We start from the raw sequence: 21233 nt of genomic DNA, 5'->3' as shown, positions 1-21233 counted from the left end.
AATACTAGTCCATGACCCTGCGCATTATCATTGCCGATGACCATCCGGTCGTACGGATCGGCACGAAGGCCGTGATCGAATCCAGCGGCATTGGCCAGGTGGTGGCCGAGGCCAGTACCGTGGCCGAGCTGATGGCCGCGCTGTCCGATCACCCCTGCGATGTGCTGGTCACGGACTACTCCATGCCGGGCGGCCAGCAGGCCGATGGCTTTGCGATGATCGCCATGATCCGTCGGCGTTTCCCCGCGTTGCCGGTGCTGATGTTGAGCGTTTCCAACAACCTGGCCATCCTGCGCCTGGTGGTGGCCACCGGGGTGCTGGGTCTGGTCGACAAGACGTCTTCGATGGACGAACTGCCACTGGCGATCCAGACCGTGCATCGCGGAGTGCCCTATGTCAGCCTCACGCTGAAAGAGCGCATTGACGCGATCGGCACGAACAGCGTGGAGGAAGGCGAAGCCAAACCGCTCTCGCCGCGCGAACTGGAAGTGCTGCGTCTGCTGGGCAGTGGCATGACGGTCAAAGAGATCGCCCTCCATCTGCACAAGAGCGTGAGTACCATCAGCCGCCAGAAGGGCGATGCGATGTTGAAGCTCGGCCTGAAGGGTGATGCCGAGCTGTTCGATTACCTGCGCGACGGCGAACGCTGATCGTCGCCGTCCCGCGGACGGCACCTCTACCCGCTTCGATGCACGCGCGATGCACCGCCATCGCGATGGCGATCCGTCGTGCGTGATGTGTTGCGCGCGTACCTAACAGATCGCACACAAAGAGTTCCCTGGAATGCCGCTGCATTCATGTACTGCTCAGTTTGATATTCAGGGCTAATTCGGGTGACTAACGGATAATTCACACCTGTCGCCAGCAGCGATTTCCCCCTCCACTGCTGGCGGACAAAACCAAAAAATAAAAAGGTGTCCCCGAAAATGAAGACTTCCCTGCTTGCTCTGGGTCTGCTCGCTGCACTGCCGTTCGCTGCTTCGGCAACCGACGGTCTGTCGTACAACTATGTTGAAGGCGGCTACGTGAACACCGATGCCAAGGGCGGCGACGCTGATGGCTGGGCGGTGAAGGGCTCGGTCGCCGTGGCGCCGAACTTCCACATCTTCGGTGACTACAACGCGCAGGAAACCAAGCGCGGCAGCAACGATGTGGACCAGTGGAAGGTCGGTGTCGGCTACAACTACGGCATCGCCCCGACCACCGATCTGGTGGCCCGCGTTGCTTACCAGAAGTTCGATCCGAAGCGCGGCCTGGACTTCAACGGTTACTCGACCGAAGTCGGCGTGCGCAGCGCGTTCACCCCGAACTTCGAAGGCTACGTGATGGCCGGTTACGAGGATTACAGCAAGAAGCACGGCATCAATCCGGACGGCGAGTTCTACGGCCGTGTCGGCGCCCAGGCCAAGCTCAACCAGAACTGGGGCCTGGCCGGCGAAGTGAAGCTGGCCAAGGGCGGCGACAAGGAATGGTTCGTCGGTCCGCGCTTCACCTGGTAATACGCGATACGCACCACCGCGGTACGTTGTTGGATGGCGCGGTCTCTCTCCCCTGCGCCATGAAGCCCGGCTCACGCCGGGCTTCACTTATATGCAGCACCTGGCGACGCCCTCGTCGGTACGCCACGAAACAACCCGGCCCTGCGCCGGGTTTTTTCGTTCTGGCGCTGAAAAAAAACCCCGGCGCTTGCCGGGGTTTTTCGTGCCTCACTTGAACAGCGTGTCCGGATACTCCGGCTTCTGCTCGCGTGCCAACAGCGCACGCAATCCTTCTTCCGGCGTCTGCTCACCGTGCAGCACCGCGCGCACGCGGTCGGAGATGGGCAGATCGATCCCATGACGGCGCGCCTGGCGCATCACTTCATCGGCGGTCTGCACCGACTCGACCACCTGGCCGATCTCACGGACCGCATCGGTCAACGTCTGGCCACGGCCCAGGGCCAGCCCCAGGCGCCGGTTGCGCGAGAGATCACCGGTGCAGGTCAGCACCAGATCACCCAGACCGGCCAACCCCATCAGGGTCTCCGGCTTGGCACCGATCGCCGCGGCCAGCCGCAGCATTTCGTTGAGGCCACGGGTGATCAGGCCGGCACGGGCGTTGAGGCCCAGCTGCATGCCATCGGCGACGCCGGTGGCCACGGCCAGCACGTTCTTCATCGCACCGCCGAGCTCGGCACCGACCATGTCATCGCCGGTGTAGGCGCGGAACGCCGGACCGTGCATCGCATCGGCCACCTGCTGGGCGAAGTCCGGCGCGTCACCGTGCACGGTGATCGCGGTCGGCAGGCCCTGGGTGACTTCCTTGGCGAACGACGGACCGGTCACTACCGCCAGCGGCACGTCCGGCCCGAGGACCTCACGCGCCACTTCGTGCAGGAACCGACCGGAGCCGGGTTCGAAGCCCTTGGTCGCCCACGCCACGCCGGCCTCGGCCGGCCGCAGTGGCGCCAGCGCACGCACGGTTTCACCGAAGGCGTGCGAGGGCACCACCACCAGGATCCAGGCAGCGTCCTTGACGGCAGCGGCCAGATCGGTGGTCGCGCGCAGCGACTCGGGCAGCGGAATGCCCGGCAGATAACGGGTGTTCTCGTGGCGCTGGTCGATGGCCTCGACCATCGCCGCATCGCGCCCCCACAACACGGTCGGATGACCGTGCCGCGCGAGCAGGCTCGCCAGGGCGGTGCCCCAGGAGCCGGCGCCGAGAACCGCGATTTTGTCTGCGTGGTTGCTCATCCGTACTGCAGCGCCGATCAGGCGTTGCCGGCCGGCTCGGAATCAGCGAGCGAGGTCTCGCCCTGTTCCTGACGCTGGCGCAGGGTTTCGGCGTACAGGCCTTCGAAGTTGATCGGCTGCAGGAAGAACGGCGGGAAGCCGCCGGCCTGGATCAGCTCGCTCACCAGCGAACGCACGTACGGGAACAGGATGTTCGGGCACTGGGTGCCGAGCAGCACGTCGATCGACTGCGGGTCCAGGCCGACCAGGCCGAACACGCCGGCCTGCTGCACTTCGGCCACATAGGCGGTCTTCTCGCCGGCCTTGCAGGTCAGGGTCACGGCCAGCACGACTTCGAAGGCGCTCTCGCCCAGACGCTGCACGCGCTGGTTCAGGTTGAGCTGCAGTTCCGGCTGCACGGCGTCATTGAAGACGGCCGGAGCGTTCGGCGATTCGAACGAAACGTCCTTGACGTAGATCTTCTCGACGGTGAACGAGGGACCGGTGGCGGCGTCGACCGGCGCGACCGCGCCGTTGGTGTTCTCTTCGGACATTTCCTGTTGCTCCAAAAATGAATGCTGTAAAAACGGATTGTTACATGCCCTGCGATGGGGGCGCTGTGCGCCGCGCACAAGGCGTGCGCTGCAATCCGAGGCGGATCAGTTGCGGCCCTTGACCAGCGGCAACTCGGCCTGCTGCCACGCCGGGATACCACCGTCGAGCACGTTGACCTGGGTGAACCCGGCCTTTTTCAGCGCCTTGGCAGCGGTCTCGGAGGCATTGCCGGTACGGCATACCAGAACGACGGGGCTCTGCTGGGCCTTGGCCACCAGCTTGTGCTCCGGACCGAACTGGCTTGGCTGCACGTTGCGGCTGCCGGCGATATGGCCCTTCTCGAAATCGCTGCTCGAGGACAGATCGACCACGATGGCGCCACCGGCATTCATCAGCTGGGTCAGTTCAGCCGGCTTGAGCGACTTGAAGCCGCGGAACAGTCGGCGGACTTCGGTCACGATGATGGCCACGGTCAGGCCGACCAGGGCCATCGACAACATCGGGTTTCGGCCGGCAAAGGCCAGCAACTCTTCGTAATTCACTAAGATCACGGGTCGATAAGCGGGCGCCGATTGTCGCACATGCGGGCGAATCGGCGTCCAGCCCCGTGCGGGCGGGCCTCAGCGGTCCTGCCAGAGGTCCGGCAGCCCGTTGGCCTGGAGCCAGCGCTTGTCCTCGGCGTCCCAGCGCCAGATCTCCCGCACCCGCACCGTCCGCTCGGACTGGGTGTTGTTGTTGATCACCCGCACCTCGGCCGTGCGCCCCACCCGGCCGTCGGGCATGGGCACGTTGTCGCTGGCGCGATAGCTGGAGATTTTCACCTGCTCAAAGCGGCGCAGCTCCAGATCGCTCAGCGGGTGAACCTTGGTGTACTCCGGATCCAGGTACGGCAAAGCGTCCTCGACGGTGCCCCAGCGCATCGTGGCGTCGTACTTGATCTGGGTTTCCTCCAGCGCCTTGCGCTGCTTCCTGGTGGTCTTCTGCTCGGCGGCGAGCGCGGTCACGCTGGTCAGCGCGAACAAGGCGATCAGCAGGATCTGGAGCGTACGGCGCATGCGAATTCCCCAATAGGCAAGGCGCCCATCCTACCGCCTGGCGAAGGCCACGAAGCGCCCGCTCAGCTCTGCGGCGGCCTTGTCGCCTTCGCCCGGCTGGCGGGCGGTGAGGCTGATGCGGGCCTTGCCGCGCTGGGCGAAGGTGGCCAGGAAGCTGTCCCAATCGACCTCCGCGTCGGCCTGGGCCTGCGCATCCAGGTCGCCATAGACCGGGGCCAGGTAGCGGATGTGGCTGTCGGCCACGTAGACATCCGCATCGAACCCGGCCAGACGCAGGCGCAGGGTCACCAGCGCCCAACCGGACAGGGTCAGCGCCGAGGCGAGGCTGCCGCCGAACGCATTGCCCTTGTCGTTGACGTTGGCCGCCAGCGGGGCGCGGATATGCAGGACGCCGTCGCGATAGTCGTGGACCCGGATCTGCATGGCCGCCACCGGCGGCATGGTATCCAGGACATGCTGCAGCGCGGACAACTGCGCCGGCAGGGAATCGGTTGCGGACATCTGGCTGATCACGTCACATCGAAGGGCTCGCATAATGCCCGCAATGAACACCGAAACGAAAGTCGCGCCCTGGACCCTGATCTCGCTGCGCCCGCGTGGCCAGCATGCGCCTGTGCGACGTGCGGCCAAGGGCACCGGCGCCAGCGTCATCGCGCTGTCACCGTGGGCGCTGCAGGCGCGCAGGGATGCGGCCACCTGCGCCGACCTCGCCGCTGCGCTGGCGGCCGAGCGGGTCGTCTTCAGCAGCCCGGCGGCCGTGAATGCCGCCGCGCGGCTGACCGCCTTGGATACCCCGCACGGCGGCCAGTGGCTGGCGGTCGGCGCAGGGACGGCCGCCGCCCTGGCGCGGCAGGGCGCCCGTGATGTGCTCGCCCCCGGGCGGATGGACAGCGAAGGCCTGCTGGCGCTGCCCGCGCTGGCGGACCTGCATGGCCTGCGTGCCGGGCTGGTGACGGCACCCGGCGGTCGTGGCGTGATCGCCGACACCCTCCAGCAACGCGGCGCCCAGTTGCTGCGGGCCAACGTGTATGCGCGCCAGCCCCTGCCGTTGGCACCGCGCACGCTGCAACGGCTGCGGCAGGCAGCTGCCCCCTGGGCACTGGCAGTGAGCAGCGGCGAGGCCTTGTCACTGGTGCTGGAGCAGCTCCCCCCGGACCTGCAGGCCCGCCTGCGCACGGCAGCCGTGGCGGCCGCCAGCGACCGGTTGGTAGCGCAGGCACAGGCGGCCGGCTTCCTCAACGTGATCCTGGCCGCCGGCCCGCTGCCGGCGCAGCTGGTCCGCGCTGCACACGCCGCGCTCATGCACCCCGCATCTTCCTGAACAGGGAAGGGCTGCGGCCTTGCAGGGGGCTCGGGCGTCAGGCGATGCTGTGCGCCACGTCGCTCGCCAGCCAAGCGGACTGCCCGGCGCGCGCGACAAGGATGCCTGTATGAACGACCCTGTTTCGCCCCCCTCTTCGAGCCGCCCCCTGCGCTGGATCGTGCCGATCGCGGCGCTGGCCGTATTGGTCGGGGCCGGTGCCTGGGGCTGGATGCAATGGCAATCGCGACAGACGCAGGAGCGCCTTCGCGCCGAGAACAGTCAACTGCAGATGCAGGGCCTGCTGGACAGCGTCGAGGCGCTGCGCCGCGACCAGCGTTCGACCTCCCAGCGCGTGCAGGATGCGGCCGCGACCAACCGCGTGCTGCGCGATGAAATGCTGGGCCTGAGTCAACGCAATGCGCTGCTGGAAGAGAATCTGGCCAAGCTCGCCGACAGCACCCGCCACGGCGCCCAGGCGCTGCAGCTGGAAGAGGCCGAGCTGCTGCTGAGCCAGGCCGGGCAGCGCCTGGCGTATGCCGATGACGTCGAGGGGGCCAAGCGCCTGTACGCGTTGGCGGCGACCTCGCTGGACGACGTGCAGGGCAGTGAGTATCTGAACCTGCGGCAGGCGCTGATGCAGGAGCGCAACGCCGTGGATGCGCTCGGCCCGGGCGCACGCGCCCAGGCACAGGCCGCGCTGGCGCAGTTCGCCGCGGCCCTGACCGGCCTGCCAGAGCAGATTGACGCACCGGTCGACGCCACGGCCGTGACGCCGTGGTGGCACCAGGTGCTGGCCCCGTTCGTGACCATCACTCCCACCCGCCTGCAGGGCCCCTTGACCGAGGCCGAGCGTGTGGCCGCCTGGGATTCGCTGCAGCTGGAGCTGACCCTGGCGCGCGCCGCCGTGGAGCGCGGCGACCAGGCCGGTTACGCCCAGGCGCTGGACCGTGTGGCGCTGTGGCTGCCGCGGCTGTGGCCGGATTCACCTGCTCTGCGCGAGCGGCGTGCTGAACTGCATCAACTACGCGCCCGTGAGCTGCGTCCATCGTTGCCCGAACTGGGCAGCACCCTGCAGCAACTGCGCACGATGCGTACTGGGAGTTAATCGATGAAGCCGTTTCAATCTCTAGTGGTCCTGCTGCTGGCCGTCGCCCTGGGCGTGATCGCCTCGCAATGGCTCGGCACCGAGCAGCTGCGCCAGTTTGGTGAAGTGATCTACCGCTATGGCGGCACCGACTACCGCTCCACCGTGCCCCAGGTCGCGCTGATGGTGCTGGTCGGCCTGCTGGTGCTGTGGTTGCTGTGGAGCCTGCTGGCCTCGCCGTTCCGCGCCTGGGGCCGCTACCGCCGCAAGCAGGGCCGCGCACGCCTCACCGAAGGCCTGCAGGCACACGAACACGGCCACTGGCAGCGTGCGGAAAAGCTGCTGACCAGCGCTGCTGAAGACAAGGAAGTGAGCGCGGTTGCCATGGTGACCGCGGTGCGCAGTGCGCAGGCGCGCGATGACGATGCGGCGGTCAATCAGTACCTGCAGCGCCTGGCCACCGAAGACGCCACCAGCCATGCCCTGCTGCTGGCCGAACGCCTGCTGGCCCAGGAACGCCCGGTCGATGCGATCAACGTGCTGGACGTTGCCGCGATCCAGCCGCTGCCGCCGCGTGGCCTGTGGCTGCGTACCGAAGCGCTGGCGCGTGCCGATCGCGCCCATGAGGCGTATGGCCAGCTGGGCGCGCTGCGCAAGCAGAAGGTCCTGCCGGATGCCGCCGTGGCCGAGCTGGAAATCCGCCTGGCCGCACAGTCGCTGCTGGAAGCCGGTGACGTCAACGCGCTGGCCGCCCAGTGGGAAGCCACCCCTAAAGCCCTGCGCAGCGATCCGGATGTCGTCTCCGCCTATGCACTGCGTGCGGTTGCACTGGACTGGGACGAACCGGCCCTGCTCAACCTCGAACAGGCGCTGGACACGCGTTGGGACGAATCGGTGGTGACGCTCTACGGCCAGATGCCGGTCGAAAAGCTGGCCACGCGCCAGGCCAACCTGCAGCGCTGGTTGACCACGCAGCCTTCCAGCCCCGCATTGCTGCTGGCGTTGGGCCGCATTGCCGCGCGTCAACGCCAGCACACCCTGGCCGAGGACTATCTGCACCGCGCGATTGCCGCCGGCGCCGGCCCGGCCGCGTGGGAAGCGTTGGGCGAGGTGTTCCTGGATCGCGGCGAGACCGCGCTGGCCTCGCAGTGCTTCGCCAATGCCCTGCGCCAGCAGCGTGGTGATGACAGCGTGGCGCTGGCCCGGGCCTCTACCACGACGCCACTGGACCCGATCGTGCCCGAACGCGCCACCGTCGAGGAGCAATCGCTGATGGGCGAACCGGCCCCGGTGCAGGATCGCCTGCATGTGGAGCAAGGACGCGTGCTCGCCGAGGAAGATCGCCTGCACGTGGAGCGCGACGAGTTCGGCAACCCGCGTCTGCCGTAAAGGGCAGCGCGGCACCCGGTAGTGCCGGCCGCTGGCCGGCATTGCGGCGTCCCGGAGAGGGTTTGAGGGGCCGGCCAGCGGCCGGCACTACCAGAGCCGAATGGTGCCCACACCTCCACCGGATGCAAACAAGAAGGCCGCCCAAGGGCGGCCTTCTTCGTTCAATGCAGCGCAGGCGATCAGCGCTCGACGATCGCCACCACGCCCATGCCGCCGGCGGTGCAGATCGAGACCAGCGCGCGGCCACCGCCGCGTTCGGCCAGCTGCTTGGCCGCCGTGGCGATCACGCGGGCGCCGGTGGCGGCGAACGGATGGCCAGTGGCCAGCGAGGAACCCAGCGGATTGATCTTGGCCGGGTCGATCCTGCCCAGCGGCGCATCCAGGCCGAGGCGGTTGCGGCAGTAGTCTTCGCTTTCCCACGCGCGCAGCGTGCACAGCACCTGGGCGGCGAACGCTTCGTGGATCTCGTAGATGTCGAAATCCTGCAGGGTCAGGCCGTTGCGCTTGAGCATCTCCGGCACGGCGATGGTCGGTGCCATCAGCAGGCCTTCGCCGTGCACGAAATCGACCGCCGCTACCTGCGAATCACGCAGGTAGGCCAGCGGCTCATGGCCATGCGCGCGCGCCCATTCTTCGCTGGCCAGCAGCACCGCCGAGGCACCATCGGTGAGCGGGGTGGAGTTGGCGGCGGTCAGCGTGCCGCGGCCGGAGACCTTGTCGAAGGCCGGCTTCAGCGTGGCCAGTTTTTCCAGCGAAGTGTCGGCGCGCAGGATGTTGTCGCGCTCCACGCCACGGAACGGCGCGATCAGATCGGTGAAGAAGCCGCGCTCATAGGCGGCGGCCAGCTTCTTGTGCGAGGACACTGCCCACTCGTCCTGCGAGTCGCGGGAGATGTTCCACTCCTTGGCCATGTCTTCGCAGTGGTCGCCCATGCTCTTGCCGGTACGCGGCTCGGCCACGCCCGGGAACTCCGGCTTGAGTTCGCTCAGCTTGAAGCCGCGGGTCAGTGCCTTGAGCTTGTCGCCGGTGCTCTTGGCCCGGTTGGCCGCGAGCAGGCGTGCACGCAGCTTCTTGCCGTACACGATCGGCACATCGGAGGTGGTATCCGAGCCGCCGCCGATGCCCGAGTCGATCTGGCCCAGCGCGATCTTGTTGGCCACCGCGATGATCGTGTCCAGCGAGGTGCCGCAGGCGCGCTGCATGGTGATGCCCGGGGTCAGCGGGGACAGGCCCGAGGACAGCGTGGCTTCGCGGCCGAGGTTCCAGTCGCTGGAGTGCTTGATCACTGCGCCCATCGCCACTTCGCCCAACTGCTGGCCGTGCAGGCCGAAGCGTTCGACCAGCGCACCGAGTGTGCGCACCGACATACCGAGGTTGCCGACGTCCGAATAAGCCGTGTTCTGGCGACAGAACGGAATGCGGACGCCGCCGAGGATGGCGACGGGACGGGCGTTGGGCATGGAGATACCTGGCATGGGAGGGGTGTCTGCAACATGGCCTGCACGAAGGAGCAGGCATAATGGGGCCAAGTGTAGCTGCCGCCCTGTGATGGGCCAACCGTGAAACCATGAGCAAACCCGACCACGGCATGAATGCCATTGGCGTACTGGCATTGGAACTGGCCGGCGGCGACGCCCCGCGCCATGCCGCGCTGTCCTCCGAACAGGCTGGTGAACTGGCCGAGCGCGTCGGCCGCGATCTGGCCAAGCTGGTGCCCGGCGTCAGCGGGCTGGACTTCGTGTTCGCCGGCGCCCATTTCGATCCGGCTGAAATCCTGCGCCCAGGCTGGCCGGTGCACCGGCGCCTGGAAGAACTGCAGATGCGCGCCCCGGGCCGTAACCAGGGCCCGCGCGTGCTGGCCTTCGGTGCCGGCGCCGACGGCGATGTCCCGCTGCCGTTCCAGGCCGATGCCAGCCTGACCGGCGGCGGCCTGCGAGTCGTCCCGTTCCTGCTGACCGGCACGGAAGTCGTCCAGACCCAGGCCGTGGCCGAAGCACTGGAAGAGGTGCTGCTGGCCCAGGGCATGGCGCAGGCCGATACCGCGCTGCAGGCGCAGAACGCCTTCGGCGCGCAGATCGAGCACGCCCGCTATTTCACGGTGAATGACCTCGCCGCGATGATGTCGATGCAGTACGACAACCAGGGCCTGGCGATTCTGTGGCCGCTGATCGAAACCGCGCTGATGGCACCGCACGTGGAAGAGTGGCTGGATGCCGCGCCGGAGCCGCTGCTTCGATACGCTGATGGCGAAGTGCGTATGGCGCTGTTCGACCCCGCCGGCTGGTGTGCGTACTACAACCACGGCACCGGCGACTGCGATCGCCTGCAGGGCATCTACGATCAGTACCTGATCCGCCAGCGGCAGATGGCCGCCGTGCTGGAAGCGCACGGCCTGCCGGTGCTGTTCGTGCATTGCGAGGCCGGACAGGACGCGCGCGCGCTGCTGGCGCGTTAAGGCATTAACGGGGACGGAGGTAGTTAAGTCTGCGGCTTAACTACCTCCGTCCCCGTTATCTATATTTCATGGAAGACACATGCAGACGAACGCTTACACACTCAACGCTGCATCCCGCATCGCTCTAGCGTGCATCCTGTTGCTCTTCGCCGCCGCGACCGCCCGCAGCCGCGAGATACAGCACAACGAAGCCGACAGCGAGCCGATGGAATACACCACGGTCGCTGCCTTCGTTGAAGGCCTGCCCATGCGCAAAGACGTGGAGGCCATGCGCGGGCTGCCACTGGAGCCAGGCATGCTCGCCTACCAGACAACCGCGGCGGCCGTGATCGAAGATCCCGCCTTTTCCGCCAGAACCTGGCTGATCTTCACCCCACCGCATCCGATGGCACCGTCCGTTGCCCGGTTGCGCACGTATCTGCCGGAGCATGAACTCCACCGTCGCCGCCAGGCATGGGCCACCTTGTGCGAAAGCACCACCGAAGGCTGCGCCCGGATGAATGCCTATCTGAGACGCGTTCTGGGAGGCGTTAAGAGGGACGGAGGTAGTTAAAAAAACGCCGGCTTTCGCCGGCGTTTTTTCGTCAAACACGGCCCGGATTACGGGGCCGCTTTGATCACCGCGCACGCCAGGCGTGCACCGGCATTGCCGGTCGGCTGGGTCTTGTAGTCATCCGCGTCGGCATGGACGATCAGGCCGCGGCCGATGATGTCGAAGCCATCGCCCTTGCCGATGTTGACGTTGGTCGAGACCGGGGCGTCGACCACGGCGTTGCCCTGGGCATCAGCCTTGATGTTGGGCATGTCGCCGCCGTGATGCGGTTCGCTGGCCACGTTGCCGTGGTCCTGCTGGCCCGGATTGAAGTGGCCGCCAGCGCTGGCGCCGTCCGGCGCACTGCAGTCGCCCTTCTCATGAATGTGGAAGCCGTGCTCGCTGTTCGGCTTGAGGCCGCTGACCTGGCCTTTTACGTGGACCTTGCCGTCAACGACGCTGAAGGTCACGTTGCCCTTGACGTCGTTGCCCTGGGTGGCAGCGAGATCGGCAATGGCAGTGTGGTTGGCATGGGCTTCGCTGGTCATTGCCGGCGGAGCCTCAGGGGTCGTTTCAGCCGTCGGCTGGGACGCCGTGGCTTCGGCAGCCGGAGTGGCTTCCGGGGTGGTGTCGGCCGGCTTGTTGCAGGCGGTCAGGCCGAGCGCGGCGATGGCAGCGAACAGCGTGGTGTGGATCAGGCGCATGTGGATCTCCTTGCGGGTAGCGTTGGAAGAAACGACGTCGAAGGAGGGCGCGATCAGCGCACGACCCGGATGACGCCGCAGGCAATTCGGGCGCCGGCGTTGCCGGCCGGCTGGCTGCGGTAATCGTCGGCGTTGGCGTGCACGATCAGGGCACGTCCGGCGATATCGATGGCTGCGCCGCCGCCAAGGGTAACCGCTGGCAGGCGGATGTCGACGTTGACGCGGCCCTGCGCATCGGCGCGCAGGTTGTCCATGTCACCGGCGTGATGCGTACCGACACTGTTGCGGCCATGCGGCTGGCCGGCAGGATTGAAATGCGCACCGGCGCTGCTGGCATCGACCGCACTGCAGTCGCCGCGCTCATGCACATGGAACCCGGCCACCTGCAGCGGCTGCAGGCCACCGATGACACCGGTGATGTGCACGCCACGGGCGTCCGGCACCAGCGCCAGGCGTCCACTGACCAGACTGGCCGAGGCCGGCGACAGATTGGATTCGGCCATCTGCGCGGTGCTGACCACCGGTACGACGGGGGCGACGGTGCGCGGCGGCGGTGTGGTGCCGCAGGCGGCCAGACCGACCGCGATCACCGCAGCGAGGACGACTTGGGAACTGCGCATGGGAAGACTCCTTGGTTGCAAACTAACCGTGTGCTCGTCCACGGGCCATGAAAGCGGCCCGGACATCGCGCACACGCGGTGTGGACATGCGGTTCATCCGCCGCGACGGCGGCCGGCGCCGAGCTTGCGGGTGAGGGTGTTGCGGCCCATGCCCAGCCGCGCGGCGGCCTCGGCACGGCGGCCATGGGTGATCTGCAGGGCCGCTTCGAGCAGCGCCTGGTCGACCCGGTCGCGCACCTGCGCGTGCAGACCTTCAGCCCCTTCGGCCAGACGCTGGCGCGCCCATGCCGAAAGCAACGTTTCCCACTGCCCCGGATCGCCGGCACTGCGCGAGCGCGGTGCGCCGGCACCGCGGTGCAGTGCGCTGTCCACGTCGGCCACGCCGATGCTGTCAGCCGCGGCCAGCGCCGCCATTCGCCAGCACACGTTCTCCAGCTCACGTACGTTGCCGGGCCAATCGTGTTCGCGCAGCGCCTGCAGTGCTGCTGCGGTCAGGCGCTTGGGCGGTGTATCGAGTTTGTGCGCGGCCGCAACAAGGAAGGTTTCGGCCAGCTGCGCGACATCGTCACGACGCTCACGCAGCGGTGGCAGGCGCAGCCGCACGACATCCAACCGATGCAGCAGATCGGCGCGGAAACGCCCCTGCGCGACCAGCGTTTCCAGATCCTGGTGGGTCGCGGCGATCACGCGCACATCGACGCGGATCAGCTCGCGCCCGCCCACCCGGAAGAACTCGCCCTCGGCCAGCACGCGCAGCAGGCGCGTCTGCAGCGGTAACGGCATGTCGCCGATTTCATCGAGGAACAAGGTGCCGCCGTTGGCCTGCTCGAAGCGGCCGATGTGGCGACGCTGCGCGCCGGTGAACGCGCCCGCCTCGTGGCCGAACAACTCGCTCTCCAGCAGTTCGGACGGAATCGCCGCGGTATTGAGGGCGACGAACGGCCCCTGCACGCGCGGCGATTCATGGTGCAGCGCATGCGCGACCAGCTCCTTGCCGGTGCCGGTCTCGCCATTGATCAGCACCGACAGCGGCGCCTGCGCCAAGCGGCCGATCGCGCGGAACAACGCGCGCATCGCCGGGGTATCGCCGACCAGCTGCGGACGCTGATCGGGCGGGGTCGTGCTGGCGGTCTCGCTCGGCTCGGCCAGGGTGACATCCGGCGCCGGCAGCACGCGCTGCGCCAGCGCGACCGCATCATCCAGATCGAACGGCTTGGACAGGAACTCCTGTGCACCGCCGCGGAAGGCACCGGCCGTGCTCGCCACATCGGTATAGGCCGACATCACGATCACCGGCAGCTGCGGATGCGCCGCCTTCAGCTTGTCCAGCAGGACCAGCCCATCATCACCAGGCATGCGGACATCGGTGAACAGCAGATCCGGCGGCGGCTGCTCGGCCAGCATCGCCAGCGCGGCAGCCGCACCGTCGAAGCCTTCGACGCGGTAGCCGGCCTCGCGCAGCGCGGTGCACAGCACGAAGCGCACCGCGCGGTCATCGTCGACCACCCAGACGCGCTGAGCGGTGGTGTCGACCTGGTCAGCCATGGGCGGCAGTGTCCTCGGCGGGGGTGCCCTGCCCGATTGGCAGCAGCACGGTGAATACGGTATGGCCGGGGCGCGAGCGGTAGGTCAGCGTGCCGCGGTGCTCGCGCGCGACCTGCTGGGCCAGCGCCAGACCCAGCCCGGTGCCCTCGGCACGCCCACTGACCAGCGGCAGGAACAGATGCTCGGCCAGGTCTTCGGGCACGCCACGGCCGTCATCGGCGATTTCCAGCCGCAGCGCCAGCGGGTGCAGCTGATCGGAGATGCGCACGCCATGCTCCACGCGCGTGCGCAGGGTGACGGTGCCCGCACCGGCCTGGATCGCATTGCGGACCAGGTTCCACACGGCTTGAGTGAGGCGGTCCGCATCGCCATCGAACTCGGGAATGCTGGGGTCGTAATCGCGCTGGATCCGGACCGCCCAACCACCCTCGCTCTCGGCCAGGCGCAGCACGCGCTCCAGTGACGCATGAATGTTGAGCGGCGCATGCGGCGCGGCCGGTGCGGGCGACAGCAGTTGCTCGAGCAGGCCGTTGAGGCGCTCGATTTCCGAGCCGATCAGCTCGATCAGCTCACGCTCGTCCGGATCGCGCTGTGCGTTGCGGCGTGCCAGCAGCTGGGCCGCGCCCTTCAATCCCGCCAGCGGGTTGCGCAGCTCATGCGCCAGGCCCTTGAGCGCGGCACTGAGCGCGCTGGGCAGCGCCTGGGTGGGGTCCAACCCCGGGAATTCATCGACCGGATGCGCCTCCAGCAGCCAGCCGCCCTCGTCCCAGCGGCTCAGCCAGCCCTCGGCAAAACGCGGTGCATCGCCTGGCAGCGCCAGGGCCAGCCTGTGCAGGCGCAGGGTGTCGCGCTCATCGCGGGCCAAGAAGTGGGCCAAGGCATCGCCCTGGGCCTCCAGCGAGGCCAGCGGCTGGCCCAGCAGGCGGCGTACGCTCACGCCCAGCCAGCGGGCGAAGGCCGGATTGCAGCCCACCACACGGCCGCTGGCGTCGGCCCAGGCGACCGGAGTGCCGAGGGCGTCGAGGGCGGGGGGCAGGAGCGTGGTGGTCATTGCACCAATGTAGTGCAAAACGGGGTGGGTTGAGCGTGGGGAGATGGTGAACGGATGGACGGATGACAGAGAGAGCCACGGCTCGCCATTGAACTGTGAGCTCCGCCACATAATGGGCTCGATGCATTGACACGGATGTAACCCATCGCTAGAAAACAGATATCTATTCCGGAACCTTTCGTTGCAGCAACATCTGCGGATCAAGGAGCGAGATCGGCACGTGAGAATGATGACGGATTCATCTGCATTCCTCTGTAACGAGGCAGCGCCGGAGCAAGCTCCGGAAGATTGGCCCAGCGTGGATGATTGCTTGATATCAGATAGCGCACCGCGCACGGCAGATCTTTGTGCGGAGCATTTCAGTTGAACAGCTGCCCAGCCACGCGTGCGGAGGGACCAATGCGCTGCACGCTGCTGGCTGCGCTCACCATCTGCTTGATCCTCTCAAGCGCATGTTCCAGATTTGATCGCAACGAAAGCGGCACGGCCTGTGAGAGTGTGCCGTCAGGCAGGTCCGATCTCCCGCGAATCCTGGTTTTTGGCGAGATACATGGCACGGCCGAGGCTCCCCGCTTTGTCGCGGACTGGATCTGCAACCTGGCGCGTAGCAGTCCCGTCATCGTCGGCATTGAACACCCATCCAGCGAGCAGGCCGCTCTAGATAGCTTCATGAGCACGAAGGCATTGGAGCCGGCACGCGGGATATTGGTGGAATCCAGTTTCTGGACGCGGGATTCGCAGGACGGGAGAACCAGCATTGCGATGTACGCGATGTTGGATCGTCTTCGAGAGCTACGCCAGAGTGGTGCAGACGTCACGGTGGTTGCCGTCGGATCTTCTGGCTTTGGTGGCGGAGATGAGATCACCGACAACCTGCAGGCGCTTTCGCGTTACTCGAACGCCAAGATCGTCACCTTGCTGGGCAACGCTCATGCTCGAAAGGCAGGCGCGGAAGGAAGGGATGGGGTATCCCGCCAGATGTTTGACGAGCCCTATCGAGCGCTTGCTTTTACTCACTCAGGGGGGACGGCATGGGCCTGCGCTCCTGTCTGCGAAGTGCAGGATCTTGGGCTTGCCAGGCAGGGCCCGCATAGGATCGGGGAGATCGTCATCGATGACACATCGATCATGTATGACGGATTCGTGCACCTTGGCGTCGTCCACGCATCGACTCCCGCCCGTGATCGTTGGGCGTCTTGCAGCATGTCCACCGATAATCGCGAGTGCTAAGCCTCGGCCCAGCTGAGAAATATGCCCAGCAGCTCAGTCAAGTTGCCAGCGCCGCCGCTAGCAACGAACTGTGATTTCTCAATCTTGCAGATGATCCAGCTCGCATCATCTTCCGAATCCCCGCGGCTGATTGATGCAAAGGGCTTTTGCTCAAGCTCCGTCTCGATGAGATCAATGCAGACGTGCCAGCCGGGGTTATCAAGGGTGTCGATAGTGACCCCGAACGTATGCTCCCAGTCCTCGTTGCACTGCCTTCGATACCAGTGCTGGAGTCGCTGCAGTTCATCCATCGGTGTCACTCGCTCTTGTCAGGCGCCTTCGGCAACGCCACACCCTTCGGCCACAGCATCCAGATCGTACCCTTCTGCTTCATGTGCCCGGCCAGCTCGCCAGCCGCATCGCCAGTGCCCCAGAACAGGTCCGCGCGCACTTCGCCGGTGATGGCACCGCCGGTGTCCTGCGCGGCGACCGGGCGCACCAGCGCGGTGCCGTCCGGGCGCGTGGTGGACAGCCACAGCAGGCTGCCCAGTGGCACGACGTTGCGGTCCACCGCGACGCTGTAGCCGGCGGTCAGCGGCACGTTCAACGAGCCGCGCGGGCCTTCGTCGCTGTCCGGGCCGCGGGTGAAGAACACATAGCTCGGGTTGCTGGCCAGCAGTTCGGGCACGCGGGTCGGGTGGGCATCGGCCCAGGCGCGGATGGCGGCCATGCTCACATCGGCCTGCTTCAACTCACCCTGCTCCACCAGCCAGCGACCGATGGGGCGATAGGGATGGCCATTCTGGTCGGCGTAGGCGATGCGCAGCTGGCGTCCGTCGCCCAGCTGCACGCGACCGGAGCCCTGGATCTGCAGGAACTGCAGGTCCATCGGGCTGGTGAGCCAGGCCAGCACCGGTGCTTTGACGCCGTTCGCGGCGATCCGCGCGGCATCGTCATACGGCTTGAGCACGCGCCCCTCGACGCGGCCGCGCAGCCGCTTGCCCTTGAGTTCGGGGTAGAGGCTGTCGAGCTGGACGCTGACCATGTCGTCCGGCACGCCGTACACCGGCACCGATGCCTTGACGGTACGGGTGACGCTGCCGGCATAGATCGGCTCGTAGTAGCCGGTGATCAGGCCGTCGGCCCGGCTGCCACCGGCGCGCAGGGCATAGACGTCGAGATTCGCCTGCAGGAACTGGCGGATGGCGGCCGGCGTGGTGGCGACATTGGCCGCTGCGGCGCAGGTGGTTGCCCAGTTGGCCTCCGTCTTCAGGCGTGGGCAGGCACTGCGCCAGGCCGCAAAGCCAGCCTGCAGATCGGCGTCCGCGACGGCAGGCAATGCGTTCCAATTTGCCTTCGCGTAAGTGCTGGTTTGCACAGGCGCTGGTGATGCCGAGCGCTGCGGCGCGACCGCGCAGGCACTCAACAGCGCCAACCCCACCCCCATCAGCGCGGCGTGCTTGAGTGCGGGGAGGACGGGCGTGAACTTCATGGGCGGCGTTCCTGTTGCAGCAGCAGCGAGTGCAGGATGCGGGCGTCTTCGGCATCGAGATCTGCGGGGAGATCGTCGCGACCGCGGAAGCGGCGGTGGAAGGCGCCGACGGCGGCCGCCCGGTCGTCCATCGGGTAACCGAAGGCCTGAAGGGCCATCCAGGGATCGAAGCCCATCGGCGCCGGGCCATCGGTCGCGCGCGGCCACACGCCGAAACCGGCTTCGGCCAGCTGCTGCCACGGGAAGAAACGGCTGGGATCCTGCTTCCGCGACGGCGCCAGATCGGCGTGCGCGATGATCTGGCTGGGCGGGATGCGCAGGCGCGTGCACAGGTCATCCAGCAGGCGGATCAAGGCCGCGATCTGTGCCGGTGCGAACGGCGTGTCGCCATCGTTGTCGATCTCGACGCCGATCGAGGCCGAGTTGAGATCGGTGATGGTGCCCCAGCGCCCGGGACCGGCATGCCATGCGCGGCGGTCATCGCCCACCAGTTGGTAGATGTGGCCATCGGCCCCGACCAGATAGTGCGAGCTGACCTTGCCGCCACTGTTGGCGCTGCGCAGCGTATCCAGGCTCTCTTGCACGGAGTGCTGATCGGTATGGTGCAGCACGATCACCACTGGCGCGCGCGCGTTGTGGTTCGGCGACGGCACCCAGGTGGCGAGCGGGCTGCGCTGCTCGAGCGGGGTGGTGCTGCAGGCAGCCAGGGACAGCGCCAGCAGGGCGGGTAGCAACAGGCGATAGCGGGTCATGGGGGCATTCTACCCGGCGAGAGGAAAGGCTTTGATGAGTACCTTTACGTCGCTCTGGAACGGATGAGATGCATTAGGGACGTCGGCTACCCCCACCCGGCACTTCGCCAACGTTCGATCCCTTCGGATCGGTCCACTGCCCTCTCCCATCAGCCTTGTAGCGATACGATGGCGTGCTACCTGAACGCATGATCTGGAGACCGCTGGCGCGCAGACACCGTTGATTGGCTGCTCACCTATGAAGATGGAAAGAATGTTGCACTTGCCGCGAACAGGAGCAGCGATCCCGTAGCAAGAAGCGTCTCCCACCGACGGAACCGACGGGACATAGCGACACGCACAATCAGGGCGAGAGTCAGTGCAGGCAGCGATACAAACGCAATGACAAGAAAAGCACCCATGCAAGGTCGCAAAAACTGACATAGCGAGAGCGAAAACGAACCTCTGCCGTCGCAGCCCAGGAAGCTGTAGCTCATTACGTAGTTGGTCAGCACTGCCGCCCAGCTGGTCAAGCACACTACCCAGGAAAAAATGTAAGAACGTTGCATCATGTACGACATCCTCATTGAACTGACCACGGGCCGCAAGCCCGGTATCTACCTGGTCCAGTCGCTCGGAACATTCGGCTTCGACCAACCAATCTGAGATGCCAGCGGGGAAGGGCATACTCGCCCAATCCGGCAACGCGATGCTCTAGGTCCGCGGGCAGTTCCGACTCATTGCAAAACTCGAAGGTGCAATTTGTCATCGATCCTCGCCCATGCGACTTTTTTGCGCCTTACTCAGCGCTCTTCGAGAGCGCTAGTTTCCATTTTTAGAATCCTGGAAAGCCAGCTCTTTCCCTGCGCGGCATCATCAGCTTCGACCGCCTGTTCAAATGCGTTGGTGCTGGCAATCGCCCCGCCGACCAAGTTCACGTAGCCGGCATCAACTTGGTACCCGCCGTCCCCGGCGCACAGGCCGTACTTCCGGCCAACGCGGCTATCGCGGTGGCACCGCGCAGGGTGGTGTCACCCTCGGCCTTGAGCGAGATGTTCTGGCCGGTGAGCGTGGTGTTCTGCCAGGTGGTGCTGTCCGCGTTGGACTTGCTGCTGCCCACGCTGGCTTCGGCGTACACGTACACGCCGGTCTGCGCGCCTACCGCGACACCGACGCCCACTTCCGCACCCGCATTGCTGCTCTTGCTGCTATGAAATGACAAATACAACGAATATTCCAATCTGGAACGGCAAGAGCAGGCTCAGCACTGCCATCATCAGCCCCACCTCGGAACGGGACGGGCGGAGCCCACAACCAACTTGGCCAATGAACGCCACGACCATGAGAGGAATGAGGACAAGGTTGAACAGCGAGAAGGAAGCCGGGTAGTGCTGGACACCCCACTGCAGTGCTTCGCCAAATCGTGCCCGAGACCCGCTCCCATCGGCCAACCAGGATTCAGGCAGCAAAATAGCAGGCACAAGGAGCAACTGAATCACGCAAAACAGTAAGCACTCCACCCAGAGAGCTAGATATATCTTCTTCAACACGTCGCCCATCTTCTCACTACTCATCATATTCATAGCAGACCCTCTACCATCTCAACCGATCCTGCCGTGATCACAAGACGTATCGTTTCATTACCGACTGCGTAAGGGATCGGCTCCCAGTCCCACCCCATCAGATGACGATCTCACGAAGTCGGCATCCTCAGTACCAATAGAACCGCACTCAACAGCAGTGAGATCCAAGCAATCGCCGCAACGCTCACTTCGATACGACTAGGGATCGCATTTCTCCGCGCCCTGACCGCTAACGACCACGTGGCGAAGTACGCAACGATCATCGCAGCGGCGAGCCACTGAAACATCAACTTATGATCGAAAAGTACGCGTACGGGAACGGCGATTGCCAGAACGATCACAGCCAACCATAGAAATACGAATTTACGGTTACTCATGGTCTCGATAGTCTCTCGCGCTTCTTAGTAGAAATTGTGCGGCTATTGCTTGCCTTTGGGCGCGTCACCATTTGGGGCGGCGGGCTTCTTAACCTGATAAATCTCAGAGATTATAGGATTCAAAAGGTGGGTGGCATTGGCACTAGCGATCGCACTGCCCACCAAGTTCACGTGGCCGGCACCGACGGGGGGCCCACCGTCACCGGCAAACAGGCCGGACTGCTGGCCAACGCCCTGATAGCTGCCGTTGGATTTGCCTGCGCTGGCGTAGCCGTCGGCGCTCCACGCGGTGCCGAACGATACATGCGCCGGTCGCCTACTTGGTAGTAGGTCGCTGTGCTGGTATCGCTTGGCGACATAAATCCTTCACCGCAAGCCCGGCATCGCCCTACTTGAGGATCGTGATGATCTGCGTTTCGACGAATCCGTTGTGCGCATGAAACTTCCCGGCTGGTTAAAGATCCCGGAACGATGTATCTATCGGGTGTCTGGCTGCCGGGGGGAGCTTACGACTGCTTCCGGTTCCCCACCCTTTGGGTGGATACGGAGAAGCCACCATATCCATCAGGCACCACTTGGCGGATTACAAATCCGGGATCAAGGGCGTGTGCACCTGGAACCGTGATGTTGATTAGGCCATTTGCACTCGGATCGCTCAGATACTCTCCACTAGCTCGTAGCAACCGGCACTTCAGTACCATTGGTTCGCCGGAGCGGCTTGTTCGCTATGTTTTGGGGCGACCGAAATCTGCAAACGTCACGGTCTAGTCAATGATCAAGAGACCGGAAGCGCGGCCAGCTCCTCGCCTATCCCCTGAGGAACGAGAGATTGTAAAG

General features: G+C 65.7%; 23 protein-coding genes. 8 read left to right on the top strand and 15 right to left on the bottom strand.

Annotated features, from left to right (window positions below; genetic code table 11):
• The first annotated feature begins 11 nt into the window (after positions 1-11).
• On the top strand, positions 12-650 hold the full coding sequence (locus tag EDF74_RS16120; protein WP_123731061.1) for a response regulator transcription factor: 639 nt from the start codon (positions 12-14) through the stop codon (positions 648-650).
• 276 nt (positions 651-926) lie between these two features.
• The gene (locus EDF74_RS16115) at positions 927-1499 is read left to right on the top strand and encodes an Ax21 family protein (RefSeq protein WP_123731060.1); all 573 of its coding nucleotides are present in this window, start codon (positions 927-929) and stop codon (positions 1497-1499) included.
• 207 nt (positions 1500-1706) lie between these two features.
• Here the strand turns inward: EDF74_RS16115 and EDF74_RS16110 are convergent, their stop codons facing one another.
• The 5 genes from EDF74_RS16110 to EDF74_RS16090 all read right to left on the bottom strand — a co-directional run bounded on the left by EDF74_RS16110 (position 1707) and on the right by EDF74_RS16090 (position 4822).
• Positions 1707-2732 (bottom strand): NAD(P)H-dependent glycerol-3-phosphate dehydrogenase, encoded by a 1026-nt coding sequence (locus EDF74_RS16110; RefSeq protein ID WP_123731059.1) that lies wholly within the window; start codon positions 2730-2732, stop codon positions 1707-1709.
• A gap of 17 nt (positions 2733-2749) precedes the next feature.
• On the bottom strand, positions 2750-3265 hold the full coding sequence (gene secB / locus EDF74_RS16105; protein WP_019184891.1) for a protein-export chaperone SecB: 516 nt from the start codon (positions 3263-3265) through the stop codon (positions 2750-2752).
• A 105-nt stretch (positions 3266-3370) separates the two neighbouring features.
• The gene (locus tag EDF74_RS16100) at positions 3371-3808 is read right to left on the bottom strand and encodes a rhodanese-like domain-containing protein (protein WP_088434820.1); all 438 of its coding nucleotides are present in this window, start codon (positions 3806-3808) and stop codon (positions 3371-3373) included.
• A gap of 78 nt (positions 3809-3886) precedes the next feature.
• The gene (locus EDF74_RS16095; RefSeq protein ID WP_123731058.1) at positions 3887-4321 is read right to left on the bottom strand and encodes a hypothetical protein; all 435 of its coding nucleotides are present in this window, start codon (positions 4319-4321) and stop codon (positions 3887-3889) included.
• A gap of 30 nt (positions 4322-4351) precedes the next feature.
• Positions 4352-4822, bottom strand: a complete 471-nt coding sequence (locus EDF74_RS16090; protein ID WP_123731206.1) for a YiiD C-terminal domain-containing protein — start codon at positions 4820-4822, stop codon at positions 4352-4354.
• Positions 4823-4865: 43 nt separating this feature from the next.
• Here EDF74_RS16090 and EDF74_RS16085 point away from each other — a divergent pair, with 43 nt between their 5' ends.
• The 3 genes from EDF74_RS16085 (at position 4866) to EDF74_RS16075 (ending at position 8097) form a co-directional block, all read left to right on the top strand.
• Positions 4866-5642 (top strand): uroporphyrinogen-III synthase, encoded by a 777-nt coding sequence (locus EDF74_RS16085; protein WP_123731057.1) that lies wholly within the window; start codon positions 4866-4868, stop codon positions 5640-5642.
• Positions 5643-5751: 109 nt separating this feature from the next.
• The gene (locus EDF74_RS16080; RefSeq protein ID WP_123731056.1) at positions 5752-6729 is read left to right on the top strand and encodes a uroporphyrinogen-III C-methyltransferase; all 978 of its coding nucleotides are present in this window, start codon (positions 5752-5754) and stop codon (positions 6727-6729) included.
• 3 nt (positions 6730-6732) lie between these two features.
• Positions 6733-8097 (top strand): heme biosynthesis protein HemY, encoded by a 1365-nt coding sequence (locus EDF74_RS16075; RefSeq protein WP_123731055.1) that lies wholly within the window; start codon positions 6733-6735, stop codon positions 8095-8097.
• Between the two features lie 179 nt (positions 8098-8276).
• On the opposite strand, the gene EDF74_RS16070 is transcribed toward EDF74_RS16075, so the two are convergent.
• A complete protein-coding gene (locus EDF74_RS16070) occupies positions 8277-9572 on the bottom strand; it encodes an acetyl-CoA C-acetyltransferase (protein WP_123731054.1) in 1296 nt (431 codons plus the stop codon).
• A gap of 92 nt (positions 9573-9664) precedes the next feature.
• On the opposite strand from EDF74_RS16070, the gene EDF74_RS16065 reads away from it, so the two are divergent.
• Both EDF74_RS16065 and EDF74_RS16060 read left to right on the top strand, forming a co-directional pair.
• Positions 9665-10552: a hypothetical protein gene (locus tag EDF74_RS16065; RefSeq protein ID WP_123731053.1), complete on the top strand. Its 888-nt coding sequence runs from the start codon at positions 9665-9667 to the stop codon at positions 10550-10552.
• A gap of 79 nt (positions 10553-10631) precedes the next feature.
• Positions 10632-11105, top strand: coding sequence for a hypothetical protein (locus tag EDF74_RS16060; RefSeq protein WP_123731052.1), 474 nt, complete (start codon positions 10632-10634; stop codon positions 11103-11105).
• 47 nt (positions 11106-11152) lie between these two features.
• Here the strand turns inward: EDF74_RS16060 and EDF74_RS16055 are convergent, their stop codons facing one another.
• The 4 genes from EDF74_RS16055 to EDF74_RS16040 form a co-directional block, all read right to left on the bottom strand.
• Positions 11153-11788: a superoxide dismutase family protein gene (locus EDF74_RS16055; RefSeq protein ID WP_123731051.1), complete on the bottom strand. Its 636-nt coding sequence runs from the start codon at positions 11786-11788 to the stop codon at positions 11153-11155.
• Positions 11789-11841: 53 nt separating this feature from the next.
• On the bottom strand, positions 11842-12408 hold the full coding sequence (locus EDF74_RS16050; protein ID WP_123731050.1) for a superoxide dismutase family protein: 567 nt from the start codon (positions 12406-12408) through the stop codon (positions 11842-11844).
• 93 nt (positions 12409-12501) lie between these two features.
• Positions 12502-13953: a nitrogen regulation protein NR(I) gene (gene ntrC / locus EDF74_RS16045; RefSeq protein WP_123731049.1), complete on the bottom strand. Its 1452-nt coding sequence runs from the start codon at positions 13951-13953 to the stop codon at positions 12502-12504.
• Positions 13946-15004 carry a two-component system sensor histidine kinase NtrB gene (locus EDF74_RS16040; RefSeq protein ID WP_123731048.1) on the bottom strand — a complete coding sequence of 353 codons (1059 nt, stop codon included), beginning with the start codon at positions 15002-15004 and terminating at the stop codon, positions 13946-13948. Before EDF74_RS16040 ends, ntrC begins: the two co-directional genes overlap by 8 nt.
• A 399-nt stretch (positions 15005-15403) precedes the next feature.
• On the opposite strand from EDF74_RS16040, the gene EDF74_RS16035 reads away from it, so the two are divergent.
• A complete protein-coding gene (locus EDF74_RS16035) occupies positions 15404-16234 on the top strand; it encodes a hypothetical protein (protein WP_123731047.1) in 831 nt (276 codons plus the stop codon).
• On the opposite strand, the gene EDF74_RS16030 is transcribed toward EDF74_RS16035, so the two are convergent.
• The 5 genes from EDF74_RS16030 to EDF74_RS16010 all read right to left on the bottom strand — a co-directional run bounded on the left by EDF74_RS16030 (position 16231) and on the right by EDF74_RS16010 (position 20019).
• The gene (locus EDF74_RS16030) at positions 16231-16524 is read right to left on the bottom strand and encodes an immunity 53 family protein (RefSeq protein ID WP_123731046.1); all 294 of its coding nucleotides are present in this window, start codon (positions 16522-16524) and stop codon (positions 16231-16233) included. The genes EDF74_RS16035 and EDF74_RS16030 overlap by 4 nt on opposite strands.
• A gap of 5 nt (positions 16525-16529) precedes the next feature.
• Positions 16530-17705, bottom strand: coding sequence for a murein transglycosylase A (gene mltA / locus EDF74_RS16025; RefSeq protein WP_123731045.1), 1176 nt, complete (start codon positions 17703-17705; stop codon positions 16530-16532).
• Complete coding sequence (locus EDF74_RS16020; protein WP_123731044.1) at positions 17702-18457, bottom strand: N-acetylmuramoyl-L-alanine amidase; 756 nt, start codon at positions 18455-18457, stop codon at positions 17702-17704. The genes mltA and EDF74_RS16020 overlap by 4 nt, the downstream gene beginning before the upstream one ends.
• 913 nt (positions 18458-19370) lie before the next feature.
• The gene (locus EDF74_RS16015) at positions 19371-19658 is read right to left on the bottom strand and encodes a hemagglutinin repeat-containing protein (RefSeq protein WP_184997335.1); all 288 of its coding nucleotides are present in this window, start codon (positions 19656-19658) and stop codon (positions 19371-19373) included.
• Positions 19645-20019 carry a hypothetical protein gene (locus EDF74_RS16010; RefSeq protein ID WP_123731042.1) on the bottom strand — a complete coding sequence of 125 codons (375 nt, stop codon included), beginning with the start codon at positions 20017-20019 and terminating at the stop codon, positions 19645-19647. The genes EDF74_RS16015 and EDF74_RS16010 overlap by 14 nt, the downstream gene beginning before the upstream one ends.
• Between the last annotated feature and the right edge of the window lie 1214 nt (positions 20020-21233).

Source organism: Stenotrophomonas rhizophila (assembly GCF_003751305.1).
Taxonomy (GTDB): domain Bacteria; phylum Pseudomonadota; class Gammaproteobacteria; order Xanthomonadales; family Xanthomonadaceae; genus Stenotrophomonas; species Stenotrophomonas rhizophila_B.
This window is presented reverse-complemented; position numbering and strand designations above follow the sequence as displayed.